This window comes from Clostridioides sp. ES-S-0010-02, from assembly GCA_020641055.1.
Lineage (GTDB): Bacteria > Bacillota > Clostridia > Peptostreptococcales > Peptostreptococcaceae > Clostridioides.
In genome coordinates this window covers 2,299,235-2,320,369 of the sequence record CP067345.1, presented here as the reverse complement: position 1 = coordinate 2,320,369, position 21,135 = coordinate 2,299,235, and the positions used below count along the sequence as shown (strand labels likewise).

Annotated in this window: 21 protein-coding genes; 17 read left to right on the top strand and 4 right to left on the bottom strand. The window is 25.4% G+C overall.

Annotation, left to right across the window (positions count from 1 at the left end; genetic code table 11):
- Positions 1-16 precede the first annotated feature (16 nt).
- The 3 genes from JJC01_10505 to JJC01_10495 are packed head-to-tail and all read left to right on the top strand — an operon-like array spanning position 17 to position 1,530.
- Positions 17-466 carry a hypothetical protein gene (locus tag JJC01_10505; protein ID UDN56630.1) on the top strand — a complete coding sequence of 150 codons (450 nt, stop codon included), beginning with the start codon at positions 17-19 and terminating at the stop codon, positions 464-466.
- 20 nt (positions 467-486) lie between these two features.
- A complete protein-coding gene (locus JJC01_10500) occupies positions 487-1,122 on the top strand; it encodes a hypothetical protein (GenBank protein ID UDN56629.1) in 636 nt (211 codons plus the stop codon).
- A gap of 33 nt (positions 1,123-1,155) precedes the next feature.
- A complete protein-coding gene (locus JJC01_10495; GenBank protein UDN56628.1) occupies positions 1,156-1,530 on the top strand; it encodes a hypothetical protein in 375 nt (124 codons plus the stop codon).
- Between the two features lie 262 nt (positions 1,531-1,792).
- Here JJC01_10495 and JJC01_10490 read toward each other — a convergent pair whose 3' ends face one another.
- Both JJC01_10490 and JJC01_10485 read right to left on the bottom strand, forming a co-directional pair.
- Positions 1,793-1,978, bottom strand: coding sequence for a hypothetical protein (locus tag JJC01_10490; GenBank protein ID UDN56627.1), 186 nt, complete (start codon positions 1,976-1,978; stop codon positions 1,793-1,795).
- Positions 1,979-1,990: 12 nt separating this feature from the next.
- Entirely contained in the window at positions 1,991-2,227 is a 237-nt protein-coding gene (locus JJC01_10485; protein ID UDN60157.1) for a hypothetical protein, read from the bottom strand.
- 343 nt (positions 2,228-2,570) lie between these two features.
- Here JJC01_10485 and JJC01_10480 point away from each other — a divergent pair, with 343 nt between their 5' ends.
- From JJC01_10480 to JJC01_10470, 3 genes are all read left to right on the top strand, one after another.
- Positions 2,571-2,792, top strand: coding sequence for a helix-turn-helix transcriptional regulator (locus tag JJC01_10480; GenBank protein UDN56626.1), 222 nt, complete (start codon positions 2,571-2,573; stop codon positions 2,790-2,792).
- A gap of 18 nt (positions 2,793-2,810) precedes the next feature.
- Entirely contained in the window at positions 2,811-3,119 is a 309-nt protein-coding gene (locus JJC01_10475) for a hypothetical protein (protein ID UDN56625.1), read from the top strand.
- A gap of 144 nt (positions 3,120-3,263) precedes the next feature.
- On the top strand, positions 3,264-4,964 hold the full coding sequence (locus tag JJC01_10470) for a cell wall-binding repeat-containing protein (GenBank protein UDN56624.1): 1,701 nt from the start codon (positions 3,264-3,266) through the stop codon (positions 4,962-4,964).
- An 87-nt stretch (positions 4,965-5,051) separates the two neighbouring features.
- Here JJC01_10470 and JJC01_10465 read toward each other — a convergent pair whose 3' ends face one another.
- A complete protein-coding gene (locus JJC01_10465; protein ID UDN56623.1) occupies positions 5,052-5,654 on the bottom strand; it encodes a flavodoxin family protein in 603 nt (200 codons plus the stop codon).
- Positions 5,655-6,331: 677 nt separating this feature from the next.
- Here JJC01_10465 and JJC01_10460 point away from each other — a divergent pair.
- Both JJC01_10460 and JJC01_10455 read left to right on the top strand, forming a co-directional pair.
- Complete coding sequence (locus JJC01_10460; GenBank protein ID UDN56622.1) at positions 6,332-7,543, top strand: pyridoxal-dependent decarboxylase; 1,212 nt, start codon at positions 6,332-6,334, stop codon at positions 7,541-7,543.
- 653 nt (positions 7,544-8,196) lie between these two features.
- Complete coding sequence (locus tag JJC01_10455; protein ID UDN56621.1) at positions 8,197-10,596, top strand: cell wall-binding repeat-containing protein; 2,400 nt, start codon at positions 8,197-8,199, stop codon at positions 10,594-10,596.
- Between the two features lie 866 nt (positions 10,597-11,462).
- On the opposite strand, the gene JJC01_10450 is transcribed toward JJC01_10455, so the two are convergent.
- The gene (locus JJC01_10450) at positions 11,463-11,936 is read right to left on the bottom strand and encodes a DUF2798 domain-containing protein (protein UDN56620.1); all 474 of its coding nucleotides are present in this window, start codon (positions 11,934-11,936) and stop codon (positions 11,463-11,465) included.
- Between the two features lie 634 nt (positions 11,937-12,570).
- On the opposite strand from JJC01_10450, the gene JJC01_10445 reads away from it, so the two are divergent.
- From JJC01_10445 to JJC01_10405, 9 genes are all read left to right on the top strand, one after another.
- Positions 12,571-12,948, top strand: coding sequence for a BlaI/MecI/CopY family transcriptional regulator (locus JJC01_10445; protein UDN56619.1), 378 nt, complete (start codon positions 12,571-12,573; stop codon positions 12,946-12,948).
- 530 nt (positions 12,949-13,478) lie between these two features.
- Positions 13,479-14,147 carry a histidine kinase gene (locus tag JJC01_10440; GenBank protein ID UDN56618.1) on the top strand — a complete coding sequence of 223 codons (669 nt, stop codon included), beginning with the start codon at positions 13,479-13,481 and terminating at the stop codon, positions 14,145-14,147.
- A gap of 1,284 nt (positions 14,148-15,431) precedes the next feature.
- Positions 15,432-15,773: a LytTR family transcriptional regulator DNA-binding domain-containing protein gene (locus JJC01_10435; GenBank protein ID UDN56617.1), complete on the top strand. Its 342-nt coding sequence runs from the start codon at positions 15,432-15,434 to the stop codon at positions 15,771-15,773.
- Between the two features lie 365 nt (positions 15,774-16,138).
- Positions 16,139-16,558 (top strand): DUF1653 domain-containing protein, encoded by a 420-nt coding sequence (locus JJC01_10430; protein UDN56616.1) that lies wholly within the window; start codon positions 16,139-16,141, stop codon positions 16,556-16,558.
- Positions 16,559-16,763: 205 nt separating this feature from the next.
- Entirely contained in the window at positions 16,764-17,405 is a 642-nt protein-coding gene (locus tag JJC01_10425) for a histidine phosphatase family protein (GenBank protein ID UDN56615.1), read from the top strand.
- Between the two features lie 24 nt (positions 17,406-17,429).
- On the top strand, positions 17,430-18,683 hold the full coding sequence (locus JJC01_10420) for an NAD(P)/FAD-dependent oxidoreductase (protein UDN56614.1): 1,254 nt from the start codon (positions 17,430-17,432) through the stop codon (positions 18,681-18,683).
- A 48-nt stretch (positions 18,684-18,731) separates the two neighbouring features.
- Entirely contained in the window at positions 18,732-19,382 is a 651-nt protein-coding gene (locus tag JJC01_10415) for a (d)CMP kinase (protein UDN56613.1), read from the top strand.
- Between the two features lie 51 nt (positions 19,383-19,433).
- Entirely contained in the window at positions 19,434-20,030 is a 597-nt protein-coding gene (locus JJC01_10410) for a 1-acyl-sn-glycerol-3-phosphate acyltransferase (GenBank protein ID UDN56612.1), read from the top strand.
- A gap of 13 nt (positions 20,031-20,043) precedes the next feature.
- The gene (locus JJC01_10405; protein UDN56611.1) at positions 20,044-20,883 is read left to right on the top strand and encodes a 4-hydroxy-3-methylbut-2-enyl diphosphate reductase; all 840 of its coding nucleotides are present in this window, start codon (positions 20,044-20,046) and stop codon (positions 20,881-20,883) included.
- Positions 20,884-21,135: the final 252 nt, after the last annotated feature.

The window sequence follows — 21,135 nt, the reverse complement described above, 5'->3', positions numbered from 1 at the left end:
AAAGGAGGACATAAAAATGGAAAAATTTATTAGACTTGATTACGATAAAAATTTTAGAGGCAAAGAACACAGAAGTAGTGCAACTGGAGATGGAGAACATTTTGAAGCAGGAATTAGTTGTTATAAAATAAGTAAAGAAAATTGCTATGATGCGATAATAAATTTATGCGAATATTGGTTTAAAATTGCAACAGAGTGTGAATTCAAGGATTATGATATAAATATTTTTGAAGGGTGCCATATAGGCGAAGGATGTAGTTATGAGGACTTAGCAACTTGCGAGAATCATCTATATTGCATAGATGGCTCTTTATTCAATGAAGTTTATGACTTATATTATAAGCATGATACATACTTAGATGAAGATGGAGACATTGAAGAATTAGAAGAAAATTACAAAGATGAGTATATAACAACAGAAGAATTTGAAACTAAAATAAAAGAAATGTTTATTAAATATTTGTAATATCTATAGGAAGTGAAAATATGAAAATTGGAGATAAATTTGAAAATCTTACAATACTAGATATGGAACAAAGGAACAGCAGGAAATACTGTCTATGTAAATGCGGGAATTGCGGCAATGAAAAATGGATAAGAGCAGATAGTTTGAAAAGAATAAAAGCATGTGGATGTATGAAAAGCAATACGCAATTTAAGCAAAATGATTTGACGAATAAAAAATTTGGCAGATTAACAGCGATAAAATCTACTAGTAAAAAAGCAAAAAGTGGACATTATATCTGGACTTGCCAGTGTGATTGCGGAAATAAAATTGAAATAATAGAAAGCAGTCTGACAACTGGCAAAACTAGGTCTTGTGGATGTTTGCAAAAAGAAGCTATAAGGGAAAATATGAAATTAGCAGCAAAAGCCAACAAGGAAAAAAATATTATTGACAATACAAATTTAGCGTTATTAAAAAAGACAGAAGCTTATCCTAATTCGAAAACTAAAGTTAGAGGTGTTTCTTGGGATAAGGAAAAAAGGAAATACTGCGCTCAAATAGATTTTAAAAAAAGGCACTATTGCCTAGGTTACTTCGATGATATAAAAGAAGCAGAAGAAGCATATAAAAGTGCCAAAGAAAAATTTCTAAAAGAAATAAATATAAATACTTAAAATATAATTAAAGAAAGAGATAGGGGGATATAAATGAGTTTATACCAAGTTAACGGAAAGCCAACAGAATCAAAGGTAGAAGAATACGACGAGGGTAGATATACTTTTTATAGATTTCAATGCAAAGATTGGGAAATAGGAACAAAAAGTTGGGGAATGATTTATAGTACAGAAGAGGAAGCAAGAGAAGACGACTGTGAAATTTTAGATGGAAAAAGTTGTTGTGATACAGCTAAAGAATTAGCAAGTTATATGAGTTTTTTTGGTAATGACTTTAGAGTCCTTGTTGTAGAAGGAGACTATATAAGAGAAGGGCATGACGGAGAAAGTGTGGTTGACATTAGTAGAATTGTAGAAATCTGGGATTTTAATGATTTTATTAAATTTATGGATGAAATTGAAGAATAAAAGGTGAACTGAGTGAGTAAAAACGAAGAAATGATAGAAAAAGAACTGATATATGAAGTTAAGCACTTAAGGTAAAGCACTCTTTTATAGGAGTGCTTATTTTTTGAAATACATTAAGGTATAAAACTGTCAAGAACATTACTCAATACACCTTAAAATTGATTTAAATAGTTCTTTTTAACAACCTAAATTATGTGATATAATAAAAAAATAGAAGTGTACTACGAATACACTTCTATAGTTGCAATTAAGCATTCTCATGTTAGGGAGTGCTTTTTTCATTTCTCCAAACAATCTTGTTTTTTTCATCTGTAATTATCAAATCAATCTCGTTTTCTTCTAATATTTCTGTTGCAGTACAAATAAGATTATCTAAGTCAAAACTACGAGTTAATTCTAGTTGCTTGTTATTTACAAGTCTTTTTAGTATATAAGTCTTAAAACACATCTATATCCCTCCTTAAGCACTAAGGCATTCTTGTAAGCGCTTTTCTGCTTCTTCCAAAGTAAAAAATTCGTCTACATACTGGTCAAAGTTTCTAACATATTCAGTCTTATATCTAGTGTTATTTATTTCTATAAAAGCAATAGTCTTGCCATCATCATAGTATCTGCTTATTACGAAGTATTTTTCTGCAGTAGATACATTTTCTTTGTCTTCTATAACTAAGCCTTCAGCATTAAAACAAGGTGCCATACTATGGTTGCCAATCCTTATGTATTCACAATCATAATTAAAACGAATTTTAGCACGTCTAATAGTACCATCTTCTTTATAAGTTATAGTTTTATCAGTTCTTTTAATAACCTCTATAGTGAACACACAGTCATGGTCACATACACTTCTTGTTGCATAAGTTTTGCCTACTTCAAATTTTATCATCTTAAATACCCCCAATAATTATTTTGTTAAGTATATTGTACACTATAAAGTGTCGTTTGTAAATATAAAAATGAAATTATTTAGTTTTCTTTGTAAAATAAAAATGGATAAAAGAAACTATATAGTGTATAATTATATATAGAAAAGCGAGGTGGTTATGTTGTCGATTTCATTTGGAGAAAAGATAAAAATAATACTGAAAAGAAAAAATATGACTATAGGTGAATTAGCAGAAAAAACAGGACAAACAAGACAAAATCTTTCAAATAAATTTTCAAGGGACAATTTTTCAGAAAAAGAAATTAGAGAATTTGCTGAAATACTTGATTGTGAATTTGATTTTTATTTTATTATAAAAGATACAAATGAAAAAGTATAAATAGGGGGAATTTGTTATATGGAAGTAACTTTGCATACAGGAGAGATTAATTTTTTTAAAGACCATGAGGTTGCAAAGAATTATATAGGAGATTTATACTATCTTATAGATGAATATAAATTTTCAATGGACACAGTATCTATTTTGACTAATATAGATATAAAGAAGTTAAATGACTTTTATATAGGAAAGGGAACTCTACACTATGATGAATTAGTACTTATAAATAGTGTTATTATAATACCTTTTATAGATGTATTTAAAACTGCTAAAGATAACTATGATATGATAATTAAAGCTCATAAAAAGATTATAATAAAAGAATGAAATTAGATTGTGAAATAGAGGACATTGTAGAAATAAAAAAGATATGTAGTAAAAACTATGATACTAATGTGATACTAATATGTTTTATAGGGCATTAGAAAATATAGAAATAATAGAAATAACAGATTAAGTTTCATACAATAGATGAGGTTTTATCGGATTATAAAAAAAAATAATATAACTGCAAGTGCACAAATCAAAGAAGATTCTATAATAGGAACTGATAGATATGAAACAGCAGGGCTTATAGCAGATAGGCAGACTTATGACACTGTAATATTGGTTAATGGAGATAAAAATTTATCTGATGGACTTTCATCAAGTGGACTAGCTGGGGCTATTAACGCGCCAATACTTTTGACTAAAAAGGATGAAATACCAAAGGCCACTTCAAATAGACTAGATAACAAGAATTTGAACGTTGTAAAAAAAGTGTACATAATTGGTGGTTATAATACTATTGAAAGTTCCGTGGAAAAAGATATAAAAAGAAAAGGTATTGAAGTAGAAAGGATAAGTGGAAATAATAGAATTGAAACTAGTTACAATGTAGCAAAAAAAATAAATGAAGTTAGTAAGGTAAAAGATGTCATGTTGACAAATGGGTTTGTAGGAGAGGCTGATGCTATGAGCATAGCACCTGTAGCTGCAAAAAACAAAGGAGCTATAATACTTACAGATGGTAAATCAATTCCATTTAAGATTGAAGGATTAAATATTTATGCTATAGGTGGCAAATCTGCAATAAATGAGGATTTGGTAAGGGAGACTAATGCAACTAGAGTTGGTGGAAATGATAGATTTGAAACCAATAAAAAAGTAATAGAAAAGTTTTATAATGAATCAACTGACTTTTACATAACAAGAGGATATCAATTAGTAGATGCATTAACACTATCTCCTCTAGCAAAAGAAAAGCCAATTGTTTTAGTTGCTGATGGAAGTAATAAAAGTATTTTAAAAGGAGCTAAAAGTATAACAAAAGTTGGAGGAATTGATGCCAATATATATAAACAATGTTTAGATATGGTGGAATATAATAATATGAATATAACTCCAAATATTGTAAAACACTTAACTTCAATTGAAGGAAATGAAGTTTCTGAAGTATATATAGAAACTGATAATTTAGGTGTAGTTGTTGAAAAGACGAATACTGATAAATTTGAGTTTGATTATGTAAGTGTAACTAATGAAAAAAATTGTACTTTTTCTGTGAATGAAGAGACTGCTTCTAATAATGGAAAAAATGGAAAGTTGGTTGTAAGTGCTAAGAAAACAATAGAGAAGAAAGATGGTCCCTTGCAAGATATGAATGGCGATAATATGATAAATGCAAATAAAGATAAGAGAGTAAATGTAATAAAGATTGGAATTCCAGATAAAGTGTATTCTAATTTTAAAGTAGATGTTGAACGAGGCTCAGTAGAACTTTATAATATTAAGGGGGGAGCTACAGTTGATGTCAATGATGGAATTGCGAAAGTTATCGACAAAAGTGTAACATATCCTTTTAATATAAATACTAATAGTGGGATTTCAGGTGTAACAGCCGAAACTATATCATCTGAGATAAAGTTTAGAGGAAACAATGGAATTGTAAATGTAACAGCTACAAATATAAGTGGCAATATAAGTTTGTTTGGAAAGGACAGCAAAGATACCTTTGATGGCATATTCAAATTAAACTTGAAAAAAGAACCATCAAATTTACACTTGAAGTTGATTGGAAATGGTCTGAATAAATTACCAGAAGGTTGGTCTAAAGATTATATCTTAGGAAATGGACAACCAATTGTCGAAGTTAAAAACAGTGGCATAAATAATATATCAATTGGAGAATAAAAACATATAAAAATAGAGCTTATATAATTTTAAAATTATTATAAGCTCTATTTATATTACCAATACTTTCCATGTAGCATTATGTACTTAACAGTTATCTGCTTTAAATGAATTCTCTAAAATATCATAAATTTGTTTTGCAAATTGACGAGAATGTTCTTCTTTTTCTGTATCCATAAAATTAAGCTTACCTAAATCACGTTCAACAAGCATTCCTATATATTTTAACTGTGAATGTTTGCAATAACGCTTTATACCATCTTCCCAGATATCAGCTCCTTTTTCAGGTCTATATCCACAAGTTGTAATAAGTGCTACTGATTTTCCTGACCATAGTGCTGGTCCTTTTTCATCACCATAGTATTTATTCATACCATATACCAATCTATCGAGCAATGCTTTCATTGGAGAAGTGCAATACCAAGAATAAATTGGAGTTGCAAGAATAATTAAATCACACATAAGAACCTTTTTGAAAATTTTATGAACATCATCTTGACGACAACATCCAAAAGAAGATAAATTTTCTTGACATTTTTTACAGGCAATACAAGGTTCTATTTGATAATCATACAACCATAACATTTCAAGATTTGCATTATAGTTTTCTAGTTCTTCTATAAATGGTTCTAAAATAGAAGCAGTATTACCATTTTTCTTAGGGCTTCCCATAAGAATACATACTTTCATATTAACACCTCCATATTATTTTAAAATAATGTTTAATGATATAGTAATATTTAAATTTTATAAAAACTTTTTAAATATATATTCTATAAAATGAGTTTCATTTCATTTAGTAGTTTAAAACCAACAGCCTAAAGAAGTGATTTTAGAAAACTAGCAATATTAGTAACTATGTAGAATGCTAATAAAATTAAAATCATCCATGTAAAAATATGATTTTTGTATGGATATATCTTATTAATTCTTTTTCCAATACGTACCAGTAAAATATACATTAAAAAATATGCTAAAAAGACCATTAAAAATTTCATATATAACCTCACAATTTTAAAGTTTCATATAAATTTAGGATACTACGAGAATACATTAACAACAATACACTTTTTTAATCTGTAATAAAGTTGAAATAAATCATTCAAAAAATTAGGCAAAAACAATTAAGATTGGATATAAAATATATTCAATATAATAATTTTAAGTTATATTTTTTTATTAGATAGATGAATTTATGGCATAAAAACTTATAAATATTACTATTGAATGTTTACTATATAAAATACTTGAAATGCATACTTTAAGCATATGTATATAGTTAACTATACCAATCTATAGTAAAATATATTATAAACAGTATAGGAACTTAATTAATAAAATCATCTATAACTTTGGAGGTATAAAATATGTATTTAAATCAAGAATATAGTTTTATAAAAGAACATGCACCATGTTATATATATGATGAGATTAATATAATCGAAAGGTGTATGGAGTTAAAAAATAGTATTTTAGGTTTTGATTTTTTATATTCCATCAAAACAAATCCATATAATAAAATTGTAAAAAGCATTGCTAAACAAGGGTTTGGAACAGATGCAGCATCCATGAAAGAAGTATTGATTTCAAAAGAATGTGGAGTGGATAGAGATAATATTTACTATTCTGCACCAGGAAAGCTAGAAGAGGAGCTAGAAGCTGTTTTAGATAAGTGTATAATTATTGCAGATAGTATAACAGAAATAGAACTTATAAATAAAATATCAGAAAAACAAAATAAAAAAATTAAAATAGGCATAAGAATAAATCCTGCTTTTACTATGGATGATGATAGCTCTATATCAAGCAAGTTTGGTATTGATATAGAAGATATAGATAATGTTTTTAAAATACTAAATCTTTGTAACTATATATCTGTGGTTGGAATTCATATACATATTAAATCTCAAGTGTTAGATTTTGAAAAGTTAGGATGTTATTATGAAAAATGTTTTCTCATAGCACTAAATTTAAATAAAAGTGAACATATAAATATTGAATTTATAAATTTTGGTAGTGGTATTGGAGTAGTATATGACAATCTTAAAGAAAGTCCAGTTAATCTTAAAAAGCTTTCAATATTAACTGAAAAGATTGTTTCTACTAATGCAAATACATTAAAGGCTAGACTCTTTATTGAATCAGGTCGTTTTGTAGTTTGCACATCAGGTAATTACTATACTAAAATTGTCGATATTAAGGTATCAAGAGGGATAAAGTATCTTGTTGTAAGAAATGGTCTTAATGGATTTATGAGACCTATTATTTCTAATTTAATTGAGAAAGTAACTTGTGGTGTAGAATTAGAAGGGCAAGAACCATTATATACATCAAATCATGCATTTTATTTTTCAGTATTAAGTAGTTCAGAAGAAGAAGAATATGTAACAATAGTTGGAAATCTTTGTACATCATTAGATGTGTTAGCTAATAATGTTAAATTAAAAAAGGCAGTTATAGGAGATGTGATTTCAATTAATAATGCAGGTAGTTACTCATATTCTCTATCTCCAGTAATGTTTTCAAGCTATGAATTTCCTAAACAATACTATAGAAGAAAAGATGAATGGATTGATTAGTTAGGATCTAAATATATATAATAAATATGATTTTAAGTTTATAATGACTTTTTTAATTATTTAATAACTTTTAAAATTGATTTAAAGTATGCATCATTTGCTTAAAAATTATAAAATTTAATACTAAAGCTATAAGTATAAGGTATATAGGGATTAGTAATAACTCTTTATACTTTATTTATTTTAAGGAGTTACTATTTCAATAATAGTTTATTGTGGAGAAGATAAACTATTAGCAAAGATAATAGAATTATATTATAAAAGATTAAAGGAAAGCCATGTGGTAGTAATTGTAAAAGATTATAAACCATATCAAACAGAAAATATGTATGTTATGGGGGAGGAATTTGGAACAAAATTCAAAGAAACAAGTAAGGCTATATGAGAAAAATTCACTTCAATATATGATGATGACCTATAGTCAACAATGTACAAAGCAGAAACTTTGTAAAAGAAAAATACAGGTTAATGTCCTTGTCTTAATATCCTATATGTTTTTTAATAAATTTATTGTACTAAATTTTTATAAACAAAAATATTCTTTTATTTTATTTCAATATAGATATTATATTTAAGGTGACCTTGATGTTTATTTAAGGCTATAAATATGATACTATTTAGATAATACTATTATTAATATATGGGGGTATATTATGAGTTTTAAGAAATATGTAAAATCATTATTAATAGTTTCTAGTCTAATATTGATAATGAGTAAAGCTGGTTTTGTAGCAAATGCATTAGATTTAGGTATTGATAGTGATATTCAATATAATAATAGAAAGAATATGAATGAATTAGATATAACAAGTAGTTTTCCAGATGATTCTTTTAGAAGAGATATTGTAGAAATGGTATTGGAAAACAGAAACGATCCAACAACAAATGAAATTGCATCAAAAGATAATTACAAGATATATAAAAGCGATTTAAATAAAATTGAGAATTGTTTAGAATTAAATTTACATAAAAATCCAGATGTTCCTAATCCAAAAAAAATAGATAACTTAGATGGAATAGAAAATTTTAAAAGTCTAGAAAAACTTGATTGTAGTTCAAACAATTTAGAAAATATAGATTTAAGTGAAAATATAAAATTAAAGTATATAGACATTAGTGGAAATAAGATATTAAATATAGATTTAAAAAATAATAGTCTTATTAATGAATTAAATTGTGATGCAAATAAATTAACCAGTTTAGACCTTAAAAATAATAAAAACTTGGTAAGTTTATTTTTTACGAGTAATGAATTAACAGAAATAAATTTAAGTAATAATAAAAATTTAGAAAGTTTGCAATTTCTTAATAACAATTTAAAAAGTATAGATTTAAGCCATAATCCAAAATTACAATCTTTAAATTGTACTAACAATAAACTTGAATCTCTCAACTTAAGTAATAATGTTATTTTAAAAAATTTAAGCTGTTCAGGTAATAATCTAAGAGAATTAAACATAAAAGGGCTTGTAAATCTTGAGTACTTAGGGTGTGCTAAGAATAAATTACAAGATTTAAATGTGTCTACAAATATAAATTTACGTTCTTTACTTTGTGGTAATAATAGTTTAACTAAAATAGATATCAGTAAAAATAAAGAATTAAATTCACTAGAGTGTAGTAGCCAATATATAGAAAAAAGTATTATAAAAATAGGTGAAAACATAGTTGTGGACATAGGAAAAGAAAATTTAAAATTAAAAGAATTATATCCACGAAATTATGACACATCAACTGGTCTTTTAACATGGAAGAATGCTTCTGATTTTCCAAGTAATGTAAATTATAGTTTGCAATATAAGTATGGTCCAGTAGATGACACACAATATATGGACGTAAATATATCAGTAGATAAATTAGTAAAATGTAGAATTAGATATATAGATTATGATGGGAGTATAATTAATGAAAAAGAGATATTAGACAATTCAAGTATGAATGAAATTCAAGCTAATCCTCAAAGAGAAAACTATGAATTCAGTGGTTGGAGAAATAACAAAGATGAAAAAGTATATACATCAGAACAGGTAAGTAGATTAGTTTTTAATGATAGTATTGACTTTATAGCAACTTATAAAAAAGAATCAACGGGCTCAAGTGGTTCTTCTGGTGGAACTTCAAGTAAAGAGGACTTTAATACAATACTATCTAAGGAAAAAATAACAGGTACAGATAGAAATGATACCTCTGTGAAGATAAGCCAAAAAGGTTGGAGAAAAGCTGATAATATAGTATTAATAAATGATTCTAGTATATCAGATGCTTTATCAGCAACACCATTTGCTAAGTCAAAAGATGCACCAATACTACTTACTCAAAATAATAACTTAAATAAGTTAACAGAAAAAGAAATAAATAGATTAGAAGTAAAAAATGTGTATATAGTAGGTGGATTAAAGTCTGTAGGTGAAAAAGTAGTATCTGATTTAAAGACAAAGGGATTAAATGTAATTAGGATATCTGGAAATGATAGATACGAAACATCAATAAAACTTGCAAAAGAATTAGATAAAAACTCCAAGTTGTCAAAAGTGGTAGTGGTTAATGGAGAAAAAGGACTAGCTGATGCAGTAAGCATGGGAGCTATATCAGCAAAAGAGGAAATGCCAATTCTTCTTACCAATCAAAATGATGATATGAAAGATATAAAAGACTTAATAGCTAATAAAGACATATCAAAGTCATATGTAATAGGTGGAGAATCTTTATTTAATACTAAAGAAGTGAGTAATACATTACCATCTGTAACTAAAATAGCGGGTTCTGATAGAACAGAAACTAATTCAAAAGTAATAAATCATTTCTATAGCAAAGAGATACTTAATGACTTATATGTAGCTAAGAATGGAATGAATAAACAAGATGATTTAGTAGATGCTTTATCAGTAGGAGTACTTGCAGGTAAAACTGAATCTCCAGTAGTCTTAGTTGGAAGTGGATTAGATAATAGTCAAAAAGAGTTAATTAAGAATAAGAAATTTAAAAATATAACTCAAATTGGTGGGAATGGAAATGAGAAAGCTTTTGAGGAAATAGAAAAAATAGTTAAGTAGATTAGAGGGTAGCAACTATAATTAGTTGTTACCTTCTGTTTTGTTTTTACTATAAATTCAATACCTTTTATTCTATATTCATCAAATCAAAATAGGCATATACTATTGCTTGAACACATACCTGTTTGCTTATAAAAACTTATTATTTTCTTTTACATATAATTATATACAAAGTTTGTTTTTCCATTTGAGTCATCTATTTTGTAATCCCTCATGTTGTTCAGAATTATTGAAAGTACCTATTAAAACATTCATAAAAGTATTTAATTTGATCATACAACATCCTCCTATATTATTGATTAACTAGTACTGATCGATTATGATAAGTATACTTTATTTTTAGAAGGGTGGAAGTATAGAAGTACTGGAAATCTACTATACAATAAAATCTTCACTTGATTATACAAAGTAAAAAATACATTGGAATGAGTGACCTTGAAGAGAATGTGAAAAATAAGAAATATTACTAGAACAATTATTAAGAACAGAAATTATATTAATAAATTATCTATAAAATAATATCTTTTGATGGTTAAAAAAGAGATAAATGTAAATTTTATAAAATGTTAGCAAAAGAAATATCAAAAATTTGAAATAAAAAGATTTATAAAGAACATACATAAAATTTAACTTAAGATTTTAATTTCAGTTTTAATAAATAGAAAAGATGAAAAATTAGATGTAAATAAATTAAATGAATTTGAATAGTATTTCATAAATCTAAAATACGATTAAGAATAAATTTGCTGGCAAAATAAATTTGGTAATAAATTTATTTTGCCATTAATTAAAAATTATTGTATAGTGTAGTAGTTTGCTTTAGGATAAACATACTTATAGTATAAAGTTTTATGTAGTTTTGTGAATTATAAACAGTCTACAATTGTTCCTTCAGGAAATAATCTCCTAAAAACAAATCTCACTAAAGGGCCTGCAATTAGTAGTTGCAACGGCAATGCAATGATAAAGTTGTTGAGTATATTAACAGCCCATACAAATAAGGTTGTGCTAGAGAAACCAACTGATTCAATGGCTCCAAATAAAGACATACATATAACCATCCCACATACCATACAACTTGATATAACAATGGCCTTTGCAATTTGTTTACTTTGTGGATTTACAATGCAAAATGCAATTTTTTTAGCAATTTTAGAAACAATAAACCAATCAAAAATCATACCTACTACATAGGCTAGCGGAAACCCCATCCAAGCATTTTTTACAGTTTCTGATGAAAGACCTTCATGTAAAGAGATATTATAGATACTCATAAAAAATACCATAAAAGCACACATAAGCACTGTGAATATCAAACTTTCTTTTTTATTTTGTGGCATACTTATTTACCTCCCAATTTAATTTATTTATATTAGGATTATACATTAAGAAAAATTTTAGTGTAAGTAATTTTTTTATTTAATTGAAAATTATTTTGATATAATGAAAAATTAAATTTAAATATAGGATATGATTTTAAGAGGATAAGTAATTAGAATAGTTATTATAAATTAAGTTACAGTTTATGAAAATTACTATTTTATATTGTCTAAAATAAGATAGAATAAATCAAAGATTTAAAAAAAACTTTAACTTAAAAATAGACATATTATTGAAATCTAAATTAATCTTAAGAAGAATATTCCAAAAAATTAAATACAAATACACTTTTAGTTTTTTGAAATTATTTCTCTACAAAAATAGGAAATATAAACATGTCTATGATATATATGGTCTCTAATATATGAATCAATAAGAAAATTTAAATTTTTATTTCTTTGATAATCTATATCTTATTTATGTACTTAAATTTATTATGTAGAATAATCATTACTTATGTAATTTGTTATAGAATTATAGCAAGAAATAAATTATGGAAAAAATTGGAAAATATTATTATCGACAAAATCTTTGACTTAAAAACTATATTGCGATAGTATTAATTTAATAAAAGTTTGAGAGGGGCGTAAGGCTATGACAATTTCAAAAATACCACAAGCAGAGTTAAAAGTTATGAAGTTTATTTGGGAGAAAAATGATACAGTAACATCAAAAGAAACTATTGAAGCTATGGAACAAAAATATGGATGGAAACAAACAACAACATTGACACTTTTATCAAGACTTGTTAAAAAGCATTTCTTGAATGCAGAAAAAATAGATAGATATACTCATTATACGATAGTTGTTGGTCACAAAGAATATTTGAATGTTGAGACAAAAGATTTTTTAAGTAATATACATGATAATTCTTTACAAAGTTTACTTTCAGCATTACATGAAGATGAAGTGATTGACAAAGATGCATTAGATTTATTTGAAAATCATTTTAAAAATTTAAAGGATGAATAAATATATGTATTTATATGTTTAAGTTTTTAATAGATAGATATATACAAAAATCTATATTGGTATTATTTAATAAGTTACCAACTATTTATAAATTGATGATTAATAGGCGTAAATTCAATAAAATACCTATTAATAATTAAAGTAAGTGGTATCAAGTTAAATGATACCACCTATTTTAGTTCTCCATGCTTTTAGCTTTAAAAATAATTTTTTAATTCATTACTTTTCCTTAATTCAAGCCGTTATTTTATTTAATCATATCAAACTTCCTTAATTGTTTCTAATTGTTCTTAGAGTCAACTTATATTTTTGAGCATAATTAAAATAAAATGAGGAAATAATTTTTATATTTTCTAATTGTAATGTTAACAATTTAGTGGTTAATATTTCGTTAGTTGATTTTATACTATTATTAAAATCATTAAGTGATAATATCAAATTTAAGTGCCATTTTATGTTATAATTAGTATGTATTTTTAATGGTATATTTTATTGTGAAGATATAAATTAATTATTTTTGGGGAGTTATTATGTTAGACACGTTTATAACAATTGTTTCTTCTATTATAGAGATATGGGCATGCAAGAAAGTTTTTGATTATACAAGTAAAGTAAAAACTAATTTAATGAAACTAAATATATCTTTCTTATTTTCTATTTTTCTTATTATCGGTTCTTTTTATATAAATGTAGGAGCTAATGATAGAATATGGATATGTATTCTTATAACTTTTATTTTTTATAAGTCTAATTATAAGGTCAATATATATAAATGTTTAGTGGTTTTGTTTTTTTATTGGATGGTGTTAATAGGTATAAATGCATTGAGTATGCTATTAGTAGTTTCAATGAACAATTTAGATAATATGAATATTTTACTTAGTGGAAATTTATACAGGTATGAAGCTATCTTTTTTGGAAAATTGATTTTAATTATATTATTATACATTTATAAAATTTCTTGTACTAATTTTAAAATTAGTAAAAAAGAATTGTATATATGTGTTCCAATGATAGCAAATTTATTATCATTTTTTATACTTTACGATTATATTATTAATCTTATAAAGATTTCTCCTGAAAGAAGAGTTGTCTTTCTAGTAATAGTTTTACTATTGATATTATCCAATATCTCAATATTTGCATTAATATGTATAATTCTTAAAATTAAAGATAAAAAAGATAATATAATAAATTAATTAATACATATAAAAATAGCTTAGTATATATTTCTAATTGATATATTATAGCTTATTTGTTTTAAAAGATTGAAAATTGAATTATCTGGTGAAGTAGATAAAGTTGATTATGCTAAGACTTTCTAAAATGAGCGTATTAGTGACATAAGTAAGATTACATAAATGTATTCTCAAGTTGTATGGTAGAAGAACTGATAGTAGCAACATATTCTGCAGATTTGCAAATAAATTAAAACAAGTTATTCAGAATAAAAACGATTATTAATGCATTAGCTTTGATTGGAACAATTCTTACGATAGGATTTTTAGGATTGCTTGTTATTACGAACCTATAGATATAATTAGATAGATTCAATTTAAAAAAATATCAAGTTTTAGTTTATAGAGCAGTTTATTTTAACATATAGACTGTTTTTTTATGTCTATAACTATACCATGTAACATTTGTAAAATTACTTATAGACTTTTTAATAACTTCAAGAAATGCCTATTTTGTAAGGAGAGATATTAGTAAATATAAGAAAATGTAATGTTAACATCCTAGCTATGTACCAACCAAAATCACTTTTATGCGTTCTTTATATCTAGACATATGTGTAACAACTATATTGCAACACATGTACTCAAGTGAAAAACACTCTGAACAGACTCCAGTTACTCTGCAAGGTGTTTTACGTTTTCCATTTGCTTCTAGTTCAGAACAAGCAAATGTTCGAATTCTTTCAACAGAAATTAAAAAAATTTACAAATATGAACTTCATTGTTTTTTTGAAAAAATGAAATGTATGTGTAAAATATATGGGAACACTTTTATCAAGTTTTTATAGTAAAAAGATTATATTATTAAATTTGCTTAGATATAACTTGAGGGAGTAACAGAATATCAAAAAAGAAATACATAAATATACATATATATTTATAATATGTCTATTGAGATTTTAATTGATAATTAAGAAGTATAAAATTATTTTAACAAATTCATAATTAAATCTTAATTTTTTAAATTATACATATAAAAGTCAATATTTACTTTTATATGTATAATTTTACACAATTTTATTGAAAAGTTATTTTATTAAAGAAATATGTATTTATAATTACTGATGTTATTTATAATAAGCTATTTTAACTTTAAAAATTAATGTTAAAAAAAGAGTCTGTAGGTCAGTATCAAAAATAACTTTATAAATATCTCAAATAGACTAATCTTACATATATTTCCGATAGATTATATTGATAAAAAACACTAAAATTAAATTAATAAGAATACTTGGAGGGATGGTAATGAAAGAGGAATGTTTTATTAATATTGAATACGAAGATAAACGTTTTTCAATTAACATTAAAGAAATTTTGTACATAGAAAAGCAAGAGTATGAATCAAAAATTTATACAGAAAATGGAACTTATTATATTGGAGAAAATTCTTCTAGTGTAAGAAAACTACTGAAAGAAGAAAATTTTTTCAAATGCAGTAACAGTTATATTGTAAATTTAGATAAGTGTGAATTTTATCTCAGCAATAATTGTATTTTTGTAGGAAATAATTTTATAAGAGTTTTAGGTTTAGATAGAAAAAAGAAATTAGAAAAGAAGTTAGAAAAATTATATGATTATAAATATTAACTTTGAGAGGCTGTATTTTATACAGCCTCTTTATTTATTTTATTGTATTATTAATAAACTTTAAATTATGATAAAATATAAGACAAGTATTGCTTTTAATAAATAAAATATAGGATAAGTTTTATATAACTACATAATAAGAAAAGTAGAATATATTTATATAAATAAAAATTAAATTCATAAACAACTAAATATATTATATGATGTGTAAAAATATTAGACAAATTATAATATATAATTTGAATATTAAAAATTGCTGTATTTTGAAAAAGTTTAAATAACTTAGTTTGTAAATTTATTTTAAAATAAAAAATAATAAGATAAAGCATATTTTTTAAAAAATACATATAGGAGAGGATAGTAAAATGGATAAACCAAAAAATAGTCTAAATATTGATGAAAGAAAATTAAAATGTCCTTGTATTTATAAACATTTTAAAGGAAAATATTATGCTACAATGGGATTGAGCAAAGCCATTGATAATAATGATATAGAAAAAATCTGTGAAACATACAATGGAAAAGGTTCAACTAAAAACAAAATTAGGTATAAGCTAGATGTTAAGCATACTGAGCTAGATGAAAATATTTATATATATATAGACATGAATGGAAGTTTTTATCATAAAAAAGAAAAAGATAATAATAATTTGGTTTTATATAAAACTCTATATGATGATACAGGGATATTTGCAAGGCCATTAGATATGTTTTTATCAAAAGTAGATAGAGATAAGTATTTTAATCCAATTCAAGAATATAGATTTGAAGAATTTTATAAATAAAATATGATGATTATTTTTTATAAGTTGAGAAAAAACCTGTTATTATATAATAAATTGAGGTAAATATAAATAGTATGAGCTAAGAAGGATAAATTAGATTAAGTTATAAAATAGAAACATAGTAAACTATTATATGGTATAATTAAAGTTTGAGAAGTGACAATTTATATTTAATAAAAAATAGACAGATATATTAGGAGGAAATATGGGAAATACTTTTTATATAGTAAGACATGGACAAACAGACTGGAACTTATTAGGAAAAACACAAGGTCATGGTAACTCTGACCTTACACCACAAGGAATAGAACAAGCAAGAGAACTTTCTGAAGACATTGGTAAGTATTCGATTGATTATATTTTTAGTAGTGATTTAGGAAGAGCAATGCAAACAGCTCAAATTTTAGGTGATAAGCTTAATATTGAAGTACAAAAAACTGAAGCACTTAGAGAAATGGGATTTGGAGTTTGGGAAGGTCTTTTAATAAAAGAAATTCAAAAAGACTATTCAGATATATATTCAACATGGAGAAATGAGCCACATTTAGTAAATATACCAGAAGGAGAAACTCTTAAAATTATAAAAGAAAGAGTTGATACTTTTATAAAGGAATTAAATGAAAAATACAATGATAAAAATATAGTTCTTGTTACACATTCAATTACATTGAGGGTTATGTTACTATCATTCTTAGAGTCAGGTATGGAAAATATATACAGAATTAAGCAAGATAATACTGCTTTAAATATAGTAGAGTTTAAAGATTATGGTCCAGTAGTAATAAAGATGAATGATACAAGTCATATAAAAAATCATGTAAAAATAAATAATTCTGCACTTGAGTAAGTATCAAATTATAAGGAGAAGTTTATGAGTAAAGTTATAGTGGTTGGTGGAGGTCCATCTGGCATGATGGCAGCCTTGTCAGCTTCGAAAAATAATAATGAAGTAATATTGATTGAAAGAAATGGAGAGTTAGGGAGAAAGTTAAGAGCAACTGGTGGAGGCAGATGTAACTTTACCAACAATAGAGAGATAGAAGATTTTTTTGATAAGGTTGTGAACAATAAAAAATTTCTATACAGTAGCTTTTATACATTTACAAATAAAAATCTTATATCGTACTTTGAAAGTAAAAATTTAGAATATAAGATTGAAGAAGAAAATGACCACAAGGTCTATACTAAGAATGATAAGTCTATAGAAGTAATAGAATTATTAAATAAGGACTTAATTAATCATAATGTAAAGATAATGTATAATAAAAAAGTTGTGGATATTATAACTGAAGAAATTACTGAACAAGGTGACCATAACAATAATAAAGCAAATTATTCAATAAAAGGTGTCATTTTAGATAATGGAGATAAGATATTAGGAGATAAAGTCATTATATCAACTGGAGGAGTTAGTTATTCAAAAACAGGTTCAGATGGTTCAATGTATAAGGTTCTTCAAAATCATGGACATACATTAAATAAACTATATCCTGCTTTAGCGCCACTTACAATAGAAGAAAAATGGATTAAAGCTTTGCAAGGAATATCTATGAGAAATGTAGAAATATCTTGTAAGATTAAGAAAAAGAAAATATCAAAATCAGGAGACATGTTATTTGCACATTTTGGGATAACAGGTCCTTGTGTACTTATAATCTCTTCTTATATCAATAAGATTATTGAAAAAGATAAGATAGAATTAAATATAGATTTTTTACCAAACTTAGATGTCAATGAAATTTCTAATATAATTAGAGAATTTCCAAATAAAAATATCTTAAATAATCTTAAACAGATATTACCTCAAAATTTCTTAAAAGAAATTCTTTCTATATTATCTTTAAGTGATAAAAAAGCAAATGATTTATCTAAGGCTGATGAGATTAAAATTATTGAGTATATAAAAAATATGAAACTAACTTGTAATGGAACTACAGGGATAAACACTGGAATGGTTACTTCTGGTGGTATTTCAGTTAAAGAAATTAATTCTTCTACAATGGAGTCTAAGTTAATAAAGGATTTATTTTTTACAGGTGAGGTGATAGATGTAGATGCAGAAACTGGTGGATATAATTTACAAATAGCATTTTCAACTGGATATCTTGCAGGGATTAGTGTATAAGTTTTTGATAAGTTGATTATTAAATATAAATAAAATAGAGGTGTAGATATGAGTAATTTGATTATAGCTGTGGATGGACCAGCAGGGGCTGGTAAAAGTACAATAGCTAAGATAGTATCAGAAAAACTAAATATAAATTATATAGATACAGGTGCTATGTATAGAGCTGTTACTTATAAGTGTTTAAAAAATAATATTGATGTTAATAATGAAAAAGAGGTTATTAAAATAGCTAAAAATTCAGATATAGATTTTGAAAATAATAACATATACTTAGACCAAAAAATTATAAATAATGAAATAAGGACAATAGAAGTAAGCAATAATGTTTCCAATGTAGCTAAGATAAAAGAAGTAAGAAAGTTGATGGTTGAAGTTCAACGAAAAATTGGAACAAAAAGTTCAGTAATATTAGATGGTAGAGATATAGGTTCATATGTTTTTCCAAATGCAGATTATAAATTCTTTTTAGTAGCTACACCAGAAGAAAGAGGAAATAGACGTTATAAAGAACTTTGCAATAAAGGATATAATACTACTTTAAAAGAAGTAATTGAGGATATAGTAAAGAGAGATGAAATTGATTCAAATAGAGAATTTGCACCACTAGTAAAAGCTGAGGATGCACTAGAAATAGATACAACAGGAAAGACTATAGATCAGGTTGTACAAGAAGTTGTATCTAAGATAAGTTTTTAAGCTTAATGTATCTAAAATGAAAATATAATGTAGTATTGAAGGGAGATAAACGTGAATTTTTATAGATTTGCAATAAATATTTTTAGATGTTTTTCTAAAGTGTTTTTTAAATATGAAGTTATAGGTGCCGAAAATATACCAGACAGAGGAAATATAGTGGTGGCTTCAAATCATAAATCAAATCTTGACCCTGTATTTTTAGCTGCAGCTATAAAGAATAGAGAGATAGCAGCTATTGCAAAACAAGAATTATTTAAAGTGAAGCCACTAGGTTTTATATTAAAAAAATTGCATGTTATGCCTATAAATAGAGAAAAGCCAGATGTATCCACTATAAAAACTATTTTAAGGTCAATTAGAGATGGTTATATATTAGGAATATTTCCAGAAGGAACAAGAATTAAAGGAGACAACTTTGGCAAAGCTAAGGCAGGTCTTTCTCTATTTACAATAAAGAGTAAATCTAAGGTTGTACCAGTATCGATAATATCTAAGTATAAACCTTTTAGTAAAGTAATTGTGTACTTTGGAGAGCCAATATCATTTGAAGAACATTTTAAAGAAAAGTTAAGTAATGATGACCATGAAAGAATGTCGCAAGAAGTTTTAGAAATAATAAAACAGAATTACTTTAAATATTCAAAATAAGGGGGGGGATTTTGTGAATGTTAAAATAGCAAAAAATGCAGGATTTTGCTTTGGAGTAAAGAGAGCAATGAAAATGGCATGGGATGAAGTAGAGAAAAATGATTCTGGAATATATGCTTTAGGACCTCTTATTCATAACAAGCAAGCAGTAGCAAGATATGAACAAAAAGGTCTTAAAACTGTAGATGAAATCGATATAATACCAGATTATGAAAATATGATAATAAGATCTCATGGAGTTCCTGAGAAAGTATACAAAGAAGCTAAAAATAAAAAACTTAAAATTGTAGATACTACATGTCCATTTGTAAAGAAAATACATACAGTAGTGAGTGAGTATCATAATAAGGGTTATGAAATAATAGTTATTGGAGATATGAAACATCCAGAAGTGATAGGTATAAATGGATGGTGCGAAAACTCAGCAATAATAATAAAAGCTGTAGAGCAAATGGAGAATATGGAATTTGATAATTCAAAACAATATTGTGTTGTTGCACAGACAACAATAAATCCAGATTTATATTCAAATATAGTTAATAAATTAGCTGATAAACTAGAAAATATAGTATTTAATGATACAATCTGTTCAGCCACAAAAACTAGACAAGAAGCAGCTAAAGCATTAGCAGGAGAAGTTGATTGTATGATAGTTATAGGTGGAAAACACAGCTCTAATACTCAAAAGTTAGTAAAAGTTTGTGAAGATTTAGTTCCAACTTTTGCAATAGAAACTAAAGACGAATTGGATGTAAATATGCTTAAGAAGTATAAAACTTTAGGAGTGACAGCAGGAGCATCTACACCAGATTGGATAATAGAGGAAGTAATAACATTTATTGAAAATTTATAAATATAGTAAACGATGAAAAAATGTGTAATATCGGTATAATATATAAAATTTGTTGTAATATCTATATGTAATTTTATATTATAATATAAAATTACATATGGCAACTAGATAACCTAATATCAGAAAGTGTGTATCTTAATATGCAAGAAATTAACAATATAAGATATGCACTTTTTAATATTAGAAATTTAAAAGATATAATGATATTGATTATCAATAATAAATGAAATATAATATAATTATTGCGAAATT

Excerpts from the sequence above, each read along its gene's own strand:
- JJC01_10415 (UDN56613.1), top strand. The coding sequence starts at position 18,732 with ATGAGTAATTTGATTATAGCTGTGGATGGACCAGCAGGGGCTGGTAAA.
- JJC01_10475 (UDN56625.1), top strand. The coding sequence starts at position 2,811 with ATGGAAGTAACTTTGCATACAGGAGAGATTAATTTTTTTAAAGACCAT.
- JJC01_10490 (UDN56627.1), bottom strand. The coding sequence starts at position 1,978 with ATGTGTTTTAAGACTTATATACTAAAAAGACTTGTAAATAACAAGCAA.
- JJC01_10435 (UDN56617.1), top strand. The coding sequence starts at position 15,432 with ATGAAAGAGGAATGTTTTATTAATATTGAATACGAAGATAAACGTTTT.
- JJC01_10500 (UDN56629.1), top strand. The coding sequence starts at position 487 with ATGAAAATTGGAGATAAATTTGAAAATCTTACAATACTAGATATGGAA.
- JJC01_10420 (UDN56614.1), top strand. The coding sequence starts at position 17,430 with ATGAGTAAAGTTATAGTGGTTGGTGGAGGTCCATCTGGCATGATGGCA.
- JJC01_10445 (UDN56619.1), top strand. The coding sequence starts at position 12,571 with ATGACAATTTCAAAAATACCACAAGCAGAGTTAAAAGTTATGAAGTTT.
- JJC01_10485 (UDN60157.1), bottom strand. The coding sequence starts at position 2,227 with ATGGCACCTTGTTTTAATGCTGAAGGCTTAGTTATAGAAGACAAAGAA.
- JJC01_10460 (UDN56622.1), top strand. The coding sequence starts at position 6,332 with ATGTATTTAAATCAAGAATATAGTTTTATAAAAGAACATGCACCATGT.
- JJC01_10505 (UDN56630.1), top strand. The coding sequence starts at position 17 with ATGGAAAAATTTATTAGACTTGATTACGATAAAAATTTTAGAGGCAAA.
- JJC01_10440 (UDN56618.1), top strand. The coding sequence starts at position 13,479 with ATGTTAGACACGTTTATAACAATTGTTTCTTCTATTATAGAGATATGG.
- JJC01_10495 (UDN56628.1), top strand. The coding sequence starts at position 1,156 with ATGAGTTTATACCAAGTTAACGGAAAGCCAACAGAATCAAAGGTAGAA.
- JJC01_10455 (UDN56621.1), top strand. The coding sequence starts at position 8,197 with ATGAGTTTTAAGAAATATGTAAAATCATTATTAATAGTTTCTAGTCTA.
- JJC01_10430 (UDN56616.1), top strand. The coding sequence starts at position 16,139 with ATGGATAAACCAAAAAATAGTCTAAATATTGATGAAAGAAAATTAAAA.
- JJC01_10425 (UDN56615.1), top strand. The coding sequence starts at position 16,764 with ATGGGAAATACTTTTTATATAGTAAGACATGGACAAACAGACTGGAAC.
- JJC01_10480 (UDN56626.1), top strand. The coding sequence starts at position 2,571 with ATGTTGTCGATTTCATTTGGAGAAAAGATAAAAATAATACTGAAAAGA.
- JJC01_10450 (UDN56620.1), bottom strand. The coding sequence starts at position 11,936 with ATGCCACAAAATAAAAAAGAAAGTTTGATATTCACAGTGCTTATGTGT.
- JJC01_10470 (UDN56624.1), top strand. The coding sequence starts at position 3,264 with ATGAGGTTTTATCGGATTATAAAAAAAAATAATATAACTGCAAGTGCA.
- JJC01_10465 (UDN56623.1), bottom strand. The coding sequence starts at position 5,654 with ATGAAAGTATGTATTCTTATGGGAAGCCCTAAGAAAAATGGTAATACT.